14 protein-coding genes are annotated in these 16,076 nt (G+C 60.5%); 7 read left to right on the top strand and 7 right to left on the bottom strand.

Annotated features, from left to right (window positions below; all coding sequences use genetic code 11):
- Positions 1–54 precede the first annotated feature (54 nt).
- The 3 genes from KVY02_RS10530 to KVY02_RS10520 all read left to right on the top strand — a co-directional run bounded on the left by KVY02_RS10530 (position 55) and on the right by KVY02_RS10520 (position 2,004).
- Positions 55–576, top strand: a complete 522-nt coding sequence (locus tag KVY02_RS10530) for a DUF3455 domain-containing protein (protein WP_016914212.1) — start codon at positions 55–57, stop codon at positions 574–576.
- Positions 577–691: 115 nt separating this feature from the next.
- Positions 692–1,270, top strand: coding sequence for a sigma-70 family RNA polymerase sigma factor (locus tag KVY02_RS10525; RefSeq protein ID WP_016914211.1), 579 nt, complete (start codon positions 692–694; stop codon positions 1,268–1,270).
- A complete protein-coding gene (locus tag KVY02_RS10520; protein WP_218313501.1) occupies positions 1,267–2,004 on the top strand; it encodes an anti-sigma factor in 738 nt (245 codons plus the stop codon). Before KVY02_RS10525 ends, KVY02_RS10520 begins: the two co-directional genes overlap by 4 nt.
- A gap of 42 nt (positions 2,005–2,046) precedes the next feature.
- Here the strand turns inward: KVY02_RS10520 and trkA are convergent, their stop codons facing one another.
- The 7 genes from trkA to malE all read right to left on the bottom strand — a co-directional run bounded on the left by trkA (position 2,047) and on the right by malE (position 10,580).
- Positions 2,047–3,420: a Trk system potassium transporter TrkA gene (gene trkA, locus KVY02_RS10515; RefSeq protein WP_016914209.1), complete on the bottom strand. Its 1,374-nt coding sequence runs from the start codon at positions 3,418–3,420 to the stop codon at positions 2,047–2,049.
- Positions 3,417–4,142 (bottom strand): response regulator, encoded by a 726-nt coding sequence (locus KVY02_RS10510; protein WP_016914208.1) that lies wholly within the window; start codon positions 4,140–4,142, stop codon positions 3,417–3,419. Before KVY02_RS10510 ends, trkA begins: the two co-directional genes overlap by 4 nt.
- A complete protein-coding gene (locus KVY02_RS10505; protein WP_016914207.1) occupies positions 4,132–5,220 on the bottom strand; it encodes a sensor histidine kinase in 1,089 nt (362 codons plus the stop codon). The genes KVY02_RS10510 and KVY02_RS10505 overlap by 11 nt, the downstream gene beginning before the upstream one ends.
- 11 nt (positions 5,221–5,231) lie before the next feature.
- Complete coding sequence (locus KVY02_RS10500) at positions 5,232–6,722, bottom strand: TrkH family potassium uptake protein (RefSeq protein WP_218313500.1); 1,491 nt, start codon at positions 6,720–6,722, stop codon at positions 5,232–5,234.
- Between the two features lie 152 nt (positions 6,723–6,874).
- Positions 6,875–7,765: a maltose ABC transporter permease MalG gene (gene malG / locus KVY02_RS10495; protein WP_016914205.1), complete on the bottom strand. Its 891-nt coding sequence runs from the start codon at positions 7,763–7,765 to the stop codon at positions 6,875–6,877.
- Positions 7,766–7,775: 10 nt separating this feature from the next.
- Positions 7,776–9,332: a maltose ABC transporter permease MalF gene (malF, locus tag KVY02_RS10490; RefSeq protein WP_218313499.1), complete on the bottom strand. Its 1,557-nt coding sequence runs from the start codon at positions 9,330–9,332 to the stop codon at positions 7,776–7,778.
- 60 nt (positions 9,333–9,392) lie between these two features.
- Positions 9,393–10,580 carry a maltose/maltodextrin ABC transporter substrate-binding protein MalE gene (malE, locus tag KVY02_RS10485; protein ID WP_256357484.1) on the bottom strand — a complete coding sequence of 396 codons (1,188 nt, stop codon included), beginning with the start codon at positions 10,578–10,580 and terminating at the stop codon, positions 9,393–9,395.
- A 300-nt stretch (positions 10,581–10,880) separates the two neighbouring features.
- On the opposite strand from malE, the gene zwf reads away from it, so the two are divergent.
- From zwf to KVY02_RS10465, 4 genes are all read left to right on the top strand, one after another.
- The gene (gene zwf, locus KVY02_RS10480; protein ID WP_081135050.1) at positions 10,881–12,374 is read left to right on the top strand and encodes a glucose-6-phosphate dehydrogenase; all 1,494 of its coding nucleotides are present in this window, start codon (positions 10,881–10,883) and stop codon (positions 12,372–12,374) included.
- Between the two features lies 1 nt (position 12,375).
- Positions 12,376–13,041, top strand: coding sequence for a 6-phosphogluconolactonase (gene pgl / locus KVY02_RS10475; RefSeq protein WP_100731540.1), 666 nt, complete (start codon positions 12,376–12,378; stop codon positions 13,039–13,041).
- 42 nt (positions 13,042–13,083) lie between these two features.
- The gene (locus KVY02_RS10470) at positions 13,084–13,746 is read left to right on the top strand and encodes a bifunctional 4-hydroxy-2-oxoglutarate aldolase/2-dehydro-3-deoxy-phosphogluconate aldolase (protein ID WP_039179577.1); all 663 of its coding nucleotides are present in this window, start codon (positions 13,084–13,086) and stop codon (positions 13,744–13,746) included.
- Between the two features lie 729 nt (positions 13,747–14,475).
- Positions 14,476–15,498, top strand: coding sequence for an IS110 family transposase (locus KVY02_RS10465; protein ID WP_016914199.1), 1,023 nt, complete (start codon positions 14,476–14,478; stop codon positions 15,496–15,498).
- Positions 15,499–16,076: the final 578 nt, after the last annotated feature.

Below are 16,076 nucleotides of genomic sequence, written 5' to 3'. Positions count from 1 at the left end.
ATCCCCTATACAGCCACGGCAAAAGTGGCTGATACACAACCCAAGGAGACTGACATGACCATTCAACATCTAACGCGTGCCACCCTCGCTGCGACCCTGATTGCATCCTTCAGTCAAGCGGCGCTGGCCGATGTGCCTGCCGACATCCAAGTGCCGGATGGCCACAGCGTCGCTCTGGAAACGGTGGGCGTAGGCGCGATTACTTACATGTGTGAAGCCAAGGACGACGGTAGCCTGGGTTGGGTTTTCAAAGGCCCCCATGCGGCGCTGAATGACCGCGAAGGCAATCAGGTCGGCAGCTACTACGGTCCGCCCGCCACTTGGGAATCACTGGACGGCTCCAGGCTGACCGCAACGCAGCTGGCCGTATCTCCCAACGGTGACGGCAACATTCCGCTGCAGCTGGTAGAAGCCAATCCGGCCGAAGGTGAGGGTGCCATGAATGGCGTCACTTATATTCAGCGCCTGGACACCCAGGGCGGCGTGGCTCCCGATGTGGCCTGTGGTAGCGATAACGAAGGCGCCACCGCCGTGGTCACCTACCAGGCCGATTACATCTTCTGGACCGCTAACTGATCTCGTCAGCGCTACTCTGATGCGTTGAAGATGGGGGCTCGCATCGCGGGCCCCCAGCGATTATCCTCACTGAACTGCGACGATAGCGACCGACGCGTTACCAGGGAGTGATGATGTGTCCGACGAAGGTGGATCAACGACAGCCAACCCATTCGATCATCTCGATGCACTTACCCGCATCGCTCGTGGCGAGCAGGCCGCGCTTCATCAGCTGTACCAGCAGGAAGGCGCCAGGCTGCTCGGAGTGGTCCACCGCATCGTCAAGGATCGCGGCATGGCCGAAGACATCGTCCACGACGCCTGCTTGAACATATGGCAGCGTGCCGACACCTTCGACCCACAAAAGGGGGCTGCCCGCACCTGGATTTTTAGCATTGCCCGCCATTTGGCGCTCAATGCCATGCGTGGGCGTGAGCGCCACGTCTATACCGACCTGAACGACCCCCACGAATTTGCCGATGACGACACCTTTCAGCACGCTTCTCGGATCGAGGAGGCGTTCGATTGGCAAACTGGCGAGCGCATGGACGAGTGCTTGCAGCAGTTGGAAGCCGAGCGTCGCAACTGCGTTCTGCACGCCTATGTAGATGGGCTCAGCCACGCCGAGATCGCGGCGCACACCCGCACCCCGCTGGGGACGGTAAAAGCCTGGATCAAGCGTAGCCTGCTGCGCTTACGGGAGTGTATGGCATGACACGTGCTCATGAATCCGATGATCTGCATGCCCTGGCAGGGGAGTACGTGCTGGGCACGCTGCCGATAGCCGAGCGTGAAGCGTTCGAGGCGCGTCTGGCCAACGAGCCCGCGCTACAAACGGCGGTCGCCGCCTGGGAAGAGCGATTTTTCCCCTATACCGCCATCGTCGACCCCGTCACCCCCTCCGATTACCTATGGCCGCGCATCGAGCGCAGCCTGAAAGCATCCGCGGTACGGCCTACTGCGCCGGTAGTGACACTCGCGCGCGCGCCGACTGCCCCGCGCCGCCGATTGATGCACAGCCTGCCGTTCTGGCGGGCCGCCACCGGGGCGGGCCTGGCGGCAGCGTTGGCGATGGGTGTCATGCTGAGCAACGTCACGACACAGCCCGCCGTACCCGAGTACATGGTGGTGCTACTGGCACCACAGACGCAGTCGGCAGGCTGGGTCGTGCAAGCGGCCAACCGCCAGGAGATTCAGCTGATCCCGCTGGGCACCTTCGAAGTGCCGGAGGGCAAGGCACTGGAATTCTGGACCAAGGCCGATGACTGGCAGGCACCCGTTTCGCTGGGGCTGGTGGAGCCGGGCCAGCCGCTGCGCCTGCGCCTGGACCAGCTCCCACCGCTGGAAGACAACCAGCTCTTCGAGCTGACCCTGGAAGATGAGACCGGCTCGCCCACCGGCTTGCCCACCGGCCCCATCGAGTTCATTGGCCGCGCGGTGGAGATCTGAGTTTGCCTTCAGCCTATTCGCGGCGTTAGCCGAGCGCGTCTGTCAAAAGAAGGTCAAGCCGACCTGAAACAGCCGCTCGACGTCGCGGATACGCCGTTTGTCGATCACGAACAGAATCAGGTGATCACCGCTCTCCACGCACACGTCGCCGTGGGCAATCATCACCTCTTTGCCGCGCACCACCGCACCGATGGTGGTGCCTTCGGGAAGCTCGATCTCATCGATGGTGCGGCCCACCACCTTGGAAGACTGCTTGTCGCCGTGGGCAATGGCCTCGATGGCTTCCGCCGCGCCCCGGCGCAGGGAGTGCACGTTGACGATATCGCCCCGGCGCACGTGGGTCAGCAGGCTGCCGATGGTGGCCTGCTGCGGTGAAATGGCGATATCGATATCGCCACCCTGGACCAGGTCCACGTAGGCGGCGTTATTGATCAGCGTGAGCACCTTCTTGGCCCCCAGCCGCTTGGCCAGCAGCGACGACATGATGTTCACCTCGTCGTCGTTGGTCAGGGCGCAGAAGATGTCGCAATCCTCGATGTTCTCTTCTTCCAGCAGGCGCTTGCTGGTGGCGCTGCCGTGCAGCACCACAGTGCGGTCCAGCCGTTCCGAGAGCGTGGTGCAGCGCTCCAGGCTGTGCTCGATGATCTTGACCTGATGGCTATGCTCCAGATGCTCCGCCAGGCGTTCGCCGATGTTGCCACCCCCGGCAATCACCACGCGGCGGAAGTCGCGCTCCACCTTGCGCAGCTCGCTCATCACCGCGCGGATATCCCGCCGTGCCGCCAGGAAGAACACTTCGTCGTCGGCTTCGATGACCGTGTCGCCTTGGGGGATGATCGGTCGATTGCGCCGGTAGATGGCGGCGACGCGGGTTTCCACGTTGGGCATGTGCTTGCCCAGGAAGGCGAGATTCTGGCCCACCAAAGGGCCGCCGTAGAAGGCTTTCACCGCCACCAGCTGTACCAGCCCCCCGGCAAATTCCAGCACCTGCAGGGCGCCGGGATGCTCGATCAAACGGCGCACATGGTCGGTCACCACCTGTTCCGGGCTGATCAAGACGTCGATGGGGATGGCTTCGTGGGCAAACAGGCCCTTGCGGGTGAGATAGGCCGTGGAGCGAACCCGCGCAATCTTGGTGGGGGTGCGAAACAGCGTGTGGGCCACCTGACAGGCGATCATGTTGATCTCGTCGGTGTTGGTCACCGCGATCAGCATGTCGGCGTCTTCGCAGCCTGCCTGGCGCAGCACGATGGGGTAGGAGCCCGCACCGGTCACCGTACGGATATCCAGCTTGGTGTGCAGTTCGCGTAGCCTGGCGCCGTCGGTGTCGACGACGGTGATGTCGTTTTCCTCGCGGGCAAGGTGCTCCGCCAGGGTGCCGCCCACTTGGCCGGCGCCAAGAATGATAATCTTCATTCGCTCATGTCCTCATGGTCAAACTCAACGCACAGCCGATAACCAATTCCCTGCTCGGTTTGCAGTAGACTGGGGGCTTGGGGGTCATCGTCCAGTTTCTGGCGCAGCTTGCTAATCACAATACGTAAATAGTGGGTGTCGTCCTCATGACTTGGCCCCCAGATAGTGCGCAGCAGATGGGTTTGCGTCACGATACGACCAGCCTGGCTAATGAGTTGTTGCAGCACCGCAAACTCTTTTCGGGTCAAATGGATCGTTTCGCCGTGTAGTGTCACCCGGTGGGCAGCTATATCCATGCTTAACGCGCCACACTGATAACGTGGTGGCGCAATGGTCGGCGGATGCTGACGCAGCAGAGCGCGGATGCGGGCGAGCAACTCCTGAATGCCAAAAGGCTTGGTGACATAATCATTCGCACCGCTGTCCAGGGCGCGCACCTTCTCTGCTTCCTGACCACGTACCGAGACAATGATGATCGGGATGCCGACCTGCTGGCGCAGCGTTCTGAGTACCTGATGGCCGTCGATATCGGGCAGCCCCAAATCCAGCAAAATCAGATCGATGGGCTCAGTCGTCAAGCGCTCTCGCACGGTATGCAGAGCAGCAGACCCTGTACTGGCTTCGCAGATGCAAAAGCCTTGTGACCCCAGGCTGATGCGTAAGAACTGACGAATCGCGGGCTCGTCGTCGACGATCAGTATGCGGGCGGGCTCAGGTGTCATCGCTCGGCTCCTGAATAGAGGGCGAGAGAGGCAGCGTCATGATGATTTGCGTGCCGTGCCCATTGGGGCCATCCGCCGCTGCCACCGTGCCGCCATGGGCACCCAGCATGCCACGGCAAATGGCGAGACCCAGCCCTGTGCCGTGCAGGCTACGGTCACCGTCGTTGCCGGTGAAAAACATCTCGAATACTCGTTCACGCATGGCAGCGGGAATGCCGGGCCCTTCATCGGTGATCGTGAGTGTGAGCGTGGTATGGCGAGGGTCGGTAGACGCAGCGATGGCGATTACTCCGTTAGGCGGCGAAAATCGCGCCGCGTTTTCCAGTACATTGACCAGCGCCTGCTCGATCAAGGCAGGGTGAACGTTCAGGAGTGGCAGCTCGCCATCCCATGCCTGATGCACGTTGATATGCGTCAGTACACCCGTAAGACGCCGACGAGCGGAGGCCACCAGATCATCGACGCTGACCCAGTCGCGCTCGATCGCCAATTCGCCGTGGCCCAGTCGTGTCATGTCCAGCAAGTTCTGAATGTAGCGGTTCAGGCGCTCGCTTTCATTGAGAACGCCGTCCAGCAATGCAAAGCGGTCCTGCTGGCTGAGCTGCGCATCCAGCGTGCGCAGGGAGCTTGCGGCACCAATAATCGAGGCGAGAGGCGTGCGTAAATCGTGAGATACCGAGGCGAGCAGGGCCGAGCGTAAGCGCTCTTGCTCCTCCGCCAACCGAGAGGCATTCAGCGCCAGCATACGCTCGCGGCTAACGCCCGCGATACGACCCACCACCAGCGCGATTAACAAAAAGAACAGCAGTGTGACTAGCTGCTCCCGCTCAGACACTGCCAATGAAAAGTACGGCTCGGTAAAGCCAACGTTAAACGCTACAAAGTTCACCAGCGCACTCATGAAAGCAGCATAGCTACTGGCCAGAACGGCGCAGGCAAGCACGGCCGTTAAAAAAATCAGCGATAAATTGGCCAGCGCGAGCCAGCTGTGCAACCACCAAGCGGCCAGCAGCGCAGCACCGCTAGTACCGAGCACCAAGGCTGACTCGCGCTGATCAGGAAGGCGAAATGCTGGCATCTTGTTCACCGTTAGCGCCGCCAGAACATGGAGGTCATCAGTACCACGACCGTCAATATCTCCAAGCGGCCCATCAGCATGCCCACACATAAAAGCCACTTGGCCGCATCGGGCAGGGCGGCGAAGTTGCCTGCCGGGCCAATGGTATCGCCCAGGCCAGGGCCGACGTTGGCCACCGCTGTGGTGGCGCCCGAAAGCGCCGTCACCAGGTCCAGCCCCAGCGCGGCAAGCCCTAATGCTAATAGGGCAATAGTGATAAAGAAAAAGAACGAGAAGGCTACGACGCTGCGTGAAATATCGCTGGTGACCGGCTGCTGGTTGTAACGGGTGGTAAAGATGCCGTTGGCATGAATCAGGTAGCGTAGTTGATTGCGTAGCATCAGCATGGCGATCTGGAAGCGGAAGATCTTCATGCCGCCGCTGGTGGAGCCGCTACAGCCGCCAATGAACGTCAAGTAAAAGAAAGCTGCAATCGGCAGTGTACCCCACAGCGTATAGTCATCCGACGCATAGCCGGTAGTGGTGACCACGGACATGACGTTGAAGGTGACGTGGGTGAGGGAGACAAACCAGTTGTCGCCTTGCAAGACGCGCCAGGCGGTCAGGATGACGATGGCCGCCAACAGTAGTTTGAGCAGCCCCCGGACCTGTTGGTCTTTCCATAAGGCGCTGCGCGAAGAGCGGATGAAACGGATGTACAGTACGAAAGGTAGCGCACCGCAGAGCATGAAAAAGCTGGCCATCCACAGTAGCCAAGGCTGCTCCGCGTAGGCGCCAAAGGAAGCATCCGAGTTGGCAAAGCCCCCTGTTGCAAGCGACGTCATGCCATGCACGATGGCATCCAGTGGTTGCATGCCGCCAAGCCAGTAACTGACCATGGCCGTTAGCGTCAGGATCACATAGATCGACAGCGTCGCTTTGGCAATGCCGCCGGTGCGGGGCATGACCTTGTCCGACCAGTCCGAAGACTCGGTATGGAACAGCCGCATCCCGCCTACTTTCAGAAACGGCAGAATGGCAATGCCCATGACGATGATGCCGATGCCGCCCAGCCACTGCATGAGGCCTCGCCACAACTTCAAGCCATCCGAGAGACCATCGATACCCACCAGCACGGTAGAGCCCGTGGTGGTGATCGCTGAAACCGACTCGAACACAGCGTTGGTGAAACTCAGCTGTGGAGCGCCAAGAATCAGCGGCAGGCTGGCAAAGCAGCTGATACTGGTCCAACTGCCCGCCGTAAGGATAAACATCTGCCACGGTTTGAGTTCTAACGACGCACGATAAGTGAGCAGCAGTGTGGTAGCCACACAGGCGAGCACGAGCATGATAGAGAGACTGAACGCCCGGGCGTCCGGGTCGCGCTCAATGAGCAGCACCGCCCACGGCACCATCATGAACAGTGCGAGGATAAGCCATAGTACCGATAAAATCTTGAACACCGGTGCCCAGTGTCGGTAAAGCTCATTGCTGCGATAAAACCGCGCGTTTGTCGTGTGCATTGCCTTGCTCATCATTCATTTTGCTTAAGCATGGCCTATAACATCATGCACCTGCATAAAAAGTCCGTAAAAAATAAAATCCCGGCGCAGGTTTCTCAGGCGCCGGGGATGAGCAAACCGCTCAAGCGAGGAAACAGCGCGTCAAATACGCATCAACCTTTCACCCCCCCAGCGGTCAGGCCGCCGATGATCCAGCGCTGGCAGATCAGGAAGGCCACGGTAATCGGCAGGCCAGATAGCACCGCCGCGGCGGCAAAGTTACCCCAGCGCTGGTTGTGGTCGGCCAGGTACTGCTGGGCGCCCACGGCCAGGGTCAGCTTGTGCTCGTCCACCAGCAGTACCGACGCCATGGGGTACTCCATGATGCTCATCACGAACGCCAGAATGAACACCACCATCAGGATCGGCAGCGAGAGCGGCAGCAGGATGTAGCGAAACGCCTGCCAGGTGCTGGCGCCATCCACCATGGCGGCCTCTTCCAGCGAGCCGTCGATGGATTCGAAGTAGCCCTTGATCGTCCAGATATGCAGCGCCACTGCCCCAAGCGACGCCACGATCAGTGCGCCGTGGGTGTTGATGCCCAGCCAGCCCACGAACTGCCCCAGCCGGTCGAACAGCGCATACAGCGCAACCAACGAGAGCACCGCCGGGAACATCTGAAAAATCAGCATGCCTTTGAGCAGCGGCTCCTTGCCCTTGAAGCGCATGCGCGCAAAGGCGTAAGCGCTGGTGGTAGCCAGCATCAGGATCAGCACCGACGAGACCACCGCCACCTTGATGGAGTTCCACAGCCACAGCAGTACCGGGAAGGGCGGCTGCACGATGGTGCCATCGGCGCGCTCCCAGGGGATACCCAGCGCCAGTGACCAGTGCTCCAACGAGACGTTCTCGGGGATCAGGCTGCCGCTGGCAAAGTTGCCCTCTCGAAACGAGATCGAGATCACCAGCAGCAGCGGAAACACGATCAGCGAGACGAAACAGATCAGTGCCAGATGTGCCCCCAGGCGGCGAACGCCCACGGAACGTGGTTGAACCATTGCCATCAGTAACCTCCTAGACCTTCACTTTGGAAAGGCGCAAATTGAGCAACGACATACCGGCCACCAGCAGGAAAATCAGCGTGGCAATGGCGGCCGCCAGGCCGAAGTTCTGTCCGGCATCCTGGAAGGCAATGCGGTAGGTGTAGCTCACCAGCAGGTCCGTGGTGCCCGCCGGGGTGCTGGCCCCCAGAATGTCCGGGTTGCCACCCGTGAGCAGCGCAATCAGCACGAAATTGTTGAAGTTGAACGCAAAGGCGGCAATCAACAGCGGCGTCAGGGGCTTGATGATCAGCGGCAGGGTGATATGGAACAGGTTGCTGATCGGGCCGCCGCCATCCACCGCCGAGGCTTCGTACAAATCCCGAGGGATCGCCTGAATCAGCCCCATGCAGAGCAGCAGCATATAGGGGTAGCCTAGCCACGTATTGACGATGAGCAGCATGCTGCGGGCCAGCCACGGGTCGGTGAACCACTCGGGCCGCACGCCAAACAGGGTATCCAGAATCATGTTCACTTCACCGAAGTGCTGGTTGAACATGCCCTTGAAAATCAGAATCGAAATGAACGCCGGGACGGCGTAAGGCAGAATCAGCAGCGTGCGGTATATCGCTTTGCCGCGTAGCTGATCCCACTGCAACAGGGAGGCAAGCACGAAGCCCACGGCCAGGGTAAACACCACGGTGAGACTGGCAAACACGAAGGTCCATACGAAAATTTGCATGAACGGGCCGCGAATGTCCGGGTCGGTGAAGATTTGCGTGTAGTTCGAGAAACCCACGTTGACCGGCCAGCCCGGAGTGATGCGCTGGCCATCGTCGGCGACGAAAAAGCCGATGGTGTGGTTCGGTGTCAGCACGCGGTCGTCTCGGCGGTCGTATAGCGTGCCATCCTCCCGAGCCTCGTAGCGGTCGAGCATGGGCGCAAACTGGCGAATACCGGCCATGCGCAGCTCGGTGCCTTCGGGAGTGATCAGGCGTAGCCCCTGCAGGGCACTGCGCGCTTGAATGATGTCGCGCATGGGCAGCGGGTCTGCGATGGGAGCGTCACTGGCCGCCTGCAGGCCTAGCTGGCGAGACTCCACATTGGCCAGGTTCAGCGGTGATGACATCCAGCGCTGGCGCTCGTTTTCCAGCCGCAAACGCACCAGGTCGCCTTCGGCATAAAGCGTGAGATCGAAAGCGTCATCGTCCTCCTGATAGGTCTGGCTCATCAACTGACTGCGCACCCGCTCTTCCGAGAGCAGGTTGGTGGAGCTGTAGTTGCTGAAGCTGATCCCGAAGGTGTAGATCAGCGGAAAAATGACGAACACCCCCAGCCCTGCCACGGCTGGGAAAATATAGCGGTGGCTCATCAGCGAACGCTTGGTGAAGACCACGCCCAGCGAGCCGCCGAGGAGCAGAAACAGCAGTGCAAACATCCACTGCCCGTTCAAATGAAAGGCCAGCACCAGCCAGAGCAGAGCGATGACCAGGGCCGCTATCACGCCGCGCAGAGCCCAGCGGGTGTAGCGTTCGGCAAGGTGACGAGAGCGGTGGCGGGGCAGACCACGAGATGCGTTGGTGGTATACATGATGGCTTCCTGAAGGCTGCCCGGCGCTTACACCGCCGGGCAGCAAGGGCAAAAGAGTGGCTACTGGCGCATCCGGCGAGCAGCGGCATCCAGCGCTTCCTGGGGCGATTGGCGCCCGCTGCCGATGTTCTGCAGCGCGGGCTCCATGGCCGCCCAGAAGGCTCCCATTTCAGGAATGTTGGGCATCGGCATGCCCACTTCGGCGTTGTCGAGCGTGGCGGCAATGTTGGGGTTGTCCGCCAGCTCTGCCTGGTAATCGATATGCGCCACTGCGCCCAGCGAACCGTCGCTGTTGAAGGTGCGCATGCCCGCTTCGCTCAGCAGGTAGTTCTCCAAAAACTCCACCGCCAGGAAGTCGTTGGGCGTGGCGGAGTTGATCATCGCGGTCATCACGCCAAACATCGGTCGGGCGCGCTCGTCGCCTACCCGGGGCAGCAGCGCCACGCCATAATCGATGCCGCTGCGCTCCAGGTTGGGCCATGCCCAGGGGCCGCTGATCATGGTGGCGACTTCGCCCCGGTTGAAGCGAGTATCCATCAGGTTGTAGTCGGTGCCCCGGGGCACCACGCCGCTATCGATCAGCTCCACCAGCAGCTCGGCTCCCTGCAGGGCACCGGCATTGTTGACCCCAATGTCGCTGACATCATAGCCGCTATCGGTTTGCTTGAACGGGTAACCGCCGTTGGCGGCCAGCAGGGTCCAGCCATAATAGGGCTCGCTGTAGTCGAACAGGATGGCCTTTTTACCCTCGGGGGCCAGGGTAGCGTCCAGTTCGATCAGTTCTGCGAAGCTGTCGGGCGGGGTATCCACCAACGCCTTGTTATAAATCAGGCCAAGGGATTCCACGGAAATCGGGTAGCCATAGGTATCACCGTTCCACAGCGCGGCTTCCCAGGTGAAATCGAAAAACCCTTCACGGAACGCGCTGCTGGGGGATACCTGCCGGAGCAGGCCGCTTTGCGCCCATTCCCCCATGCGGTCGTGGGCCCAGATGACGATGTCCGGCCCCTGACCGCTCCCCGCCGCCTGCTGAAAGCGGTCGGTGAGGTTGTCCGGAAACACCACCTCTACCCGGATGCCGGTCTCTTCCAGAAACTGCTCGGCCACCGCACGAATGCCTTCCTGCCCCTTGTTGTCGCCCATCCAGATCGTCAGGCGGTCCTCCTCGAAGGCCAGCGCGGGGGCGGAGAGACCGGCGGCGAAGGCCGTGGCCAATAGCGGCGTGAAAAAGATGCGATTCATTGCCATGATGTGCATACCTCGTGTAATGCCATTGTTATTGTCGTGCACGATGCTGTCAGCCCGTGCCTTGTCATGCCAGCCTCGCCAATCTGGTGGTGCGCCGCCTCCTCCCTACGGGGGAGGAGGATGGCGTATGTCGGGGGCGTAGGGCCGAGCACTACAGGCACCGCCTGACAGGAAAAGCAGCCACGGCGATTTTTTTGTAGTAAAATTACACGAAATATTGCGTATAATGCCCGTTATCAGATAGATTTTAGGTAATCTAACTACATAAGTTGGATCACCTAATTATAAACAGGAGCTGAGATGAGCCAGTCACATGCACCGCTAGGCGACCCCAATCACGCGATTGATCTCGCGCTGTTCGGGGCGCTTGGTGACCTTGCCATGCGCAAGCTGTTCCCTGCGCTGTATCATCTTGACCGCGAAGGGCTGATGCCGGCGAGCACGCGGATCATGGGGCTGGCGCGTCAGGAGCACGACACGGCCGAGTTTCGTCAGCTGGTCAGCACTGCGCTGCAAAAGCGTCTGAAGAAGGACGAGCAGGACAAGGCCAGCATGGAGCGCTTCCTGCAACGGCTGGAGTACCTGAAGCTCGACTTCACCACGGTGGACGGCTACGACGCCCTTCGCCAGTGGCGTGAAGGAGCACGGCGCCCCATGGTGGTCTACCTTTCCGTGGCGGCGCGGATCTATGGCGATATCTGCCACAACCTCCAGGCCAGCAACAGCCTGGATGACGACACCCGGGTGATCGTCGAGAAGCCGATTGGCTATGACCTGGCGTCGTCGGAAGAGATCAACGACGCCATCGGTGCCGTGTTCCCCGAGTCTCGCATCTACCGCATCGACCACTACCTGGGTAAAGAGACGGTTCAGAACCTGATTGCCCTGCGCTTTGCCAACCCGCTCTTCGGCACCCAGTGGAACCAGAACCACATCTCTCACGTCGAGATCACCGTGGCCGAAAAGGTCGGCATCGAAGGGCGCTGGGGCTACTTCGACGACGCGGGCCAGCTGCGCGATATGGTGCAGAATCACCTGCTGCAACTGCTCTGCCTGATTGCCATGGACCCGCCTTCCAATCTGGATGCCGATGCCATCCGTGATGAGAAGGTAAAAGTGCTCAAGGCGCTGAAGCCGTTTACCGGCGAAGCGCTGGGCCGCGACGTGGTGCGTGGCCAGTACATTGCCGGTACCAGCGATGGCCAGGCCGTGCCGGGCTACCTGGAAGAAGAGGGCGCCAACACCCAGAGCCAGACCGAAACCTTCGTGGCCATGAAGACCGAAGTGTCCAACTGGCGCTGGGCGGGCGTGCCGTTCTACCTGCGTACCGGCAAGCGTATGCCGGAAAAGCTGTCGCAAATCGTCATTCATTTCCGCCAGCAGCCGCACTACATCTTCGACCCGGACCAGCGTGGTATCGCTTCCAACAAGCTGATCATTCGCCTGCAGCCGGAAGAGGGCATCGCCCTTCAGGTACTCACCAAGGATAGCGGCCTGGACAAGGGCATGCGCCTGCGCCCCGGTCCGCTGCATTTGGATTTCAACAATGCCTTCCCGAAATCACGTATCCCGGATGCCTACGAGCGTCTGCTGCTGGAAGTCATGAAAGGCCAGCAGTACCTGTTCGTGCGGCGCGATGAAGTGGAGCACGCCTGGCGCTGGTGCGACCAACTGATCGACGGCTGGAAATCACGCGAGACCCCGCCGCGCCGCTACCCCGCAGGCTCCTGGGGGCCGGTGGCCTCGATTGCCATGATCACCCAGGACGGCCGCAGCTGGTACGAGGATTATTGAGATGAGCACTACACGACAAGCGCTGGCCGAGCAGCTGGCAGAAGCCGTTTATCAAGCCCTGGCGGCCGACCTTGCGCACCAGGAGCGTGCCCTGTTGGTGGTATCGGGTGGCTCGACGCCGGTGCCGTTTTTCAAAGCGCTGGCGCAAAAGCCGTTGGCCTGGGCGCAGGTGGACATCACCCTGGCCGATGAACGCTGGGTGGATGAGCAGAGCGGCGACAGCAACGCCAAACTGGTGCGCGACAACCTGCTGCAAGGTCCGGCAGCAGCGGCTACGTTCGTACCGTTGACCTCGGCACACGGCACGCCGGAAGAGGGCGTAGCCAGCGTGGCCGAGGCCACGGCAGGGCTTGCCTGGCCTGCCAGCGTGGTGATTCTGGGCATGGGCGGAGACGGCCACACGGCCTCGCTTTTCCCGGATAGCCAGGAGCTGGGGCTGGCGCTCTCCACCGACGAGCCGCTGGTTGCCGTGCGCACCCCCAGCCAGCCGCAGCCGCGTATTACCTTCTCGGCGGACCGCCTGCATCAGGCAAAACGCCACATTCTGCACATTACCGGCGATGACAAGCGTGCCGTATTGGCCAACGCCATGAGTGGTGACGACGTTCGGACACTGCCGATTCGCGCCTTTTTATCTTGCCCGCTGGCGATCTACTGGGCGCCCTGACGGCAGGCCTTCGCCAATAACAATTTGCTTGGAGATTCACTGATGACCATCGATAAACAGTTACCCTCAACGCGCACCGCCGAGCTGGACAGTATTTGCCTGAAGGCCGAAGTCATTCCGGTCATTACCATCGAGCGCATCGAGGATGCCGTGCCGCTGGGCCGTGCGCTGGTAGAGGGCGGCCTGAGCGTTCTGGAAGTGACGCTGCGCACCGATTGCGCGCTGGAAGCCATCAAGCGCATGAAAGAAGCCCTGCCGGGGGCCAGCATTGGTGTCGGCACGGTGCTCACGCCTGCCCAGTACCGCCAGGCCGAACAGGTCGGCGCTGATTTCGTGGTGACGCCGGGGGCCACCGAGGCGCTGTACCGCTACGGCGTCGAGAGCCCGGTGCCCATGCTGCCGGGCGTTTCTACCATTTCCGAGCTGATGACCGGCTGGCAGTACGGCTACCGCCGCTTCAAGTTCTTCCCCGCGGAGTCCAGCGGCGGTGCCAAGGCAATCAAGGCGTTCGGCGCGCCGATCCCGGAAGCGCGTTTCTGCCCCACGGGCGGCATCACCGTGGACAATGCCGAATCCTATCTCTCGCTGCCCAACGTGATGTGCGTCGGCGGCTCCTGGCTGACCCCGAAAGCCATGGTCGACGCCGAAGATTGGGACGGCATCCGCGAACTGGCCCGCCAGGCCGCCGAGCGTTTCCATCACTGATGGGTAGCCAGCTAACACCGTAATACCGTACCGAGCACTCTCGTCACTTGCTTCACTGATGTCGGGTCATGTGAGCAGGACGTTTGCCCGAGCATGTTGCCATGCTCGGGCTTTTTTTAGGTTCTATGCTGACTGGCGTGAATCAATTGGCCTCCCACAGGTGGGCTGGGCAATGACCCGGTGGGAGATGACCCAGTGGGAGGGGGCTTTAGCCCGCGATGACGGCGGCACCGGTGCCTGCTCAGGCAGTCGCCCAATGAATTGGCCTCCCACAGGCAGGTTTAGGTGACTACTCAGGCTATCCTGAATTCACAGGCCCCACCCCAGCCACTTTGCTGTTGTGGGAGGGGGCTTTAGCCCGCGATGACGGCGGCACCGGTGCTTGCTCGGGCAGTCGCCCAATGAATTGGCCTCCCACAGGCAGGTTTAGGTGACTACTCAGGCTATCCTGAATTCACAGGCCCCACCCCAGCCACTTTGCTGTTGTGGGAGGGGGCTTTAGCCCGCGATGACGGCGGCATCGGTGCTTGCCCAGGCAGTCGCCCAATGAATTGGCCTCCCACAGGCAGGTTTAGGTGACTACTCAGGCTATCCTGAATTCACAGGCCCCACCCCAGCCACTTTGCTGCTGTGGGAAATGGGATGGACCCGTCCCTCTGTGCCAAGATGAAGAAGCACTTCATCTAACGTGCGCAGGGCACTGACGGCATCTTGAAAGAGGATCCATCCATGAACAACATTAGCATTGTGGGTATTGATCTTGCCAAGCATGTTTTTCAACTTCATGCAGTTGATGACAGTGGTCATAAAGTGTTTAGCAAAAAGGTCAAACGTGATCAGTTGAGAACAGTGATTGCGAACCTTCCACCCTGTCTCGTGGCCATGGAAGCGTGTGGCTCCGCTCACTATTGGGCGCGAGAAATCCGCCAGCTGGGTCATGAGGCGCATCTGCTCCCCCCGCAGGCCGTCAAACCGTTTATTCAAGGCCATAAAAACGATGCGCGTGATGCCGCCGGTATTGCGGAAGCGGCAGCCCGTCCGGCGACACGGCGCGTGGCGGTGAAAACGCAGGAGCAACAGTCACTACAAGCCCTCCACCGGGTGCGCAGCCGCCTTGTGCGCGCTCGGACGGCCGTTGGGAATGAGTTGCGTGGGCTGTTAAACGAGTTTGGCATCATTGTGGCCCAAGGCCACCGCGTCATCCGACAAGGCGATATACGCCGATTGCTCGACGAGCGTCACACTCAGCTGGGTATGGCTTTATGCGATGTCATGCATGACCTCCTGGATGAGTGGCAAGCACTCGACACACGCGTCGCCGAATACGATAAACGGCTCGGCGCGTATGTCCAGGCCACGCCCAGCGTGAAGCAGCTGATGAGTGTGCCAGGCATTGGTCCAGTCAATGCCACGTTGCTCTTCAGTCATATGGGGGATCCCCGGCGCTTCCCCAATGGACGGCAATTTAGCGCCTCGATTGGCCTGGTGCCAAGACAGTACTCAAGTGGCGGCAAGAACGTCCTGAAAAGCATTACCAAACGCGGCAATAGCGAGGTGCGCCGTCAACTGGTTCATGGAGCGAGAGCGGCGTTGAGGCAATTTCAACGTCAAGAGCACCCCGACCGATTGGCGCAATGGATCATCCGATTGGCGGCACGGGTAGGTCAGCGTAAGGCGATTGTGGCCCTGGCGAACAAAATGGCGCGAATTTGCTGGTCGATCCTTGCGCATCAACGCACTTATCAAGCATAGAAAAGTGAGGCAGCTGCCTCGACGAGGCCCTTGGAAAAAAGTCATATTGTTGTGTGAAGTAAGCACACCCGAGGTTGCGTGAGTAAGACAATTGATGGCACACAGGTAAGACCGACTCTCTGTCACTCTGTAAAGCTCGGAGGCCCAATGAGAGGCCGCGTGGGAGATTAAGAGCAGAGAGTGCGCATTCCATCAGGGCCAGATAGCAGCGCTATCATCAAAGGCCGGATATAAGCGTGCAGTCCTCATCCGTGTCCATCTCATGGCTTGCTTGCTCAACGGGACGGGTCCATATAAGGGGGCTTTAGCCCGCGATGACGGCGGCATCGGTGCCTGCCCAGGCAGTCGCCCAATGAATTGGCCTCCCACAGGCAGGTTTAGGTGACTACTCAGGCTATCCTGAATTCACAGGCCCCACCCCAGCCACTTTGCTGTTGTGGGAGGGGGCTTTAGCCCGCGATGACGGCGGCATCGGTGCTTGCCCAGGCAGTCGCCCAATGAATTGGCCTCCCACAGGCAGGTTTAGGTGACTACTCAGGCTATCCTGAATTCACAGGCCCCACCCCAGCCACTTTGCT

The sequence above is a fragment of the Halomonas sp. 18071143 genome (genome assembly GCF_019211725.1).
GTDB lineage: Bacteria > Pseudomonadota > Gammaproteobacteria > Pseudomonadales > Halomonadaceae > Vreelandella > Vreelandella stevensii.
Note: the sequence above shows the minus strand (reverse complement) of the source record. Positions and strands in the feature narration are given on the sequence as shown.

Bases quoted from the DNA above. Each gene is read 5' to 3' on its own strand.
- KVY02_RS10530 (WP_016914212.1), top strand. From the start codon at position 55: ATGACCATTCAACATCTAACGCGTGCCACCCTCGCTGCGACCCTGATT.
- KVY02_RS10520 (WP_218313501.1), top strand. From the start codon at position 1,267: ATGACACGTGCTCATGAATCCGATGATCTGCATGCCCTGGCAGGGGAG.
- trkA (WP_016914209.1), bottom strand. From the start codon at position 3,420: ATGAAGATTATCATTCTTGGCGCCGGCCAAGTGGGCGGCACCCTGGCG.
- KVY02_RS10510 (WP_016914208.1), bottom strand. From the start codon at position 4,142: ATGACACCTGAGCCCGCCCGCATACTGATCGTCGACGACGAGCCCGCG.
- KVY02_RS10505 (WP_016914207.1), bottom strand. From the start codon at position 5,220: ATGCCAGCATTTCGCCTTCCTGATCAGCGCGAGTCAGCCTTGGTGCTC.
- KVY02_RS10500 (WP_218313500.1), bottom strand. From the start codon at position 6,722: ATGCACACGACAAACGCGCGGTTTTATCGCAGCAATGAGCTTTACCGA.
- malG (WP_016914205.1), bottom strand. From the start codon at position 7,765: ATGGCAATGGTTCAACCACGTTCCGTGGGCGTTCGCCGCCTGGGGGCA.
- malF (WP_218313499.1), bottom strand. From the start codon at position 9,332: ATGTATACCACCAACGCATCTCGTGGTCTGCCCCGCCACCGCTCTCGT.
- malE (WP_256357484.1), bottom strand. From the start codon at position 10,580: ATGGCAATGAATCGCATCTTTTTCACGCCGCTATTGGCCACGGCCTTC.
- zwf (WP_081135050.1), top strand. From the start codon at position 10,881: ATGAGCCAGTCACATGCACCGCTAGGCGACCCCAATCACGCGATTGAT.
- pgl (WP_100731540.1), top strand. From the start codon at position 12,376: ATGAGCACTACACGACAAGCGCTGGCCGAGCAGCTGGCAGAAGCCGTT.
- KVY02_RS10470 (WP_039179577.1), top strand. From the start codon at position 13,084: ATGACCATCGATAAACAGTTACCCTCAACGCGCACCGCCGAGCTGGAC.
- KVY02_RS10465 (WP_016914199.1), top strand. From the start codon at position 14,476: ATGAACAACATTAGCATTGTGGGTATTGATCTTGCCAAGCATGTTTTT.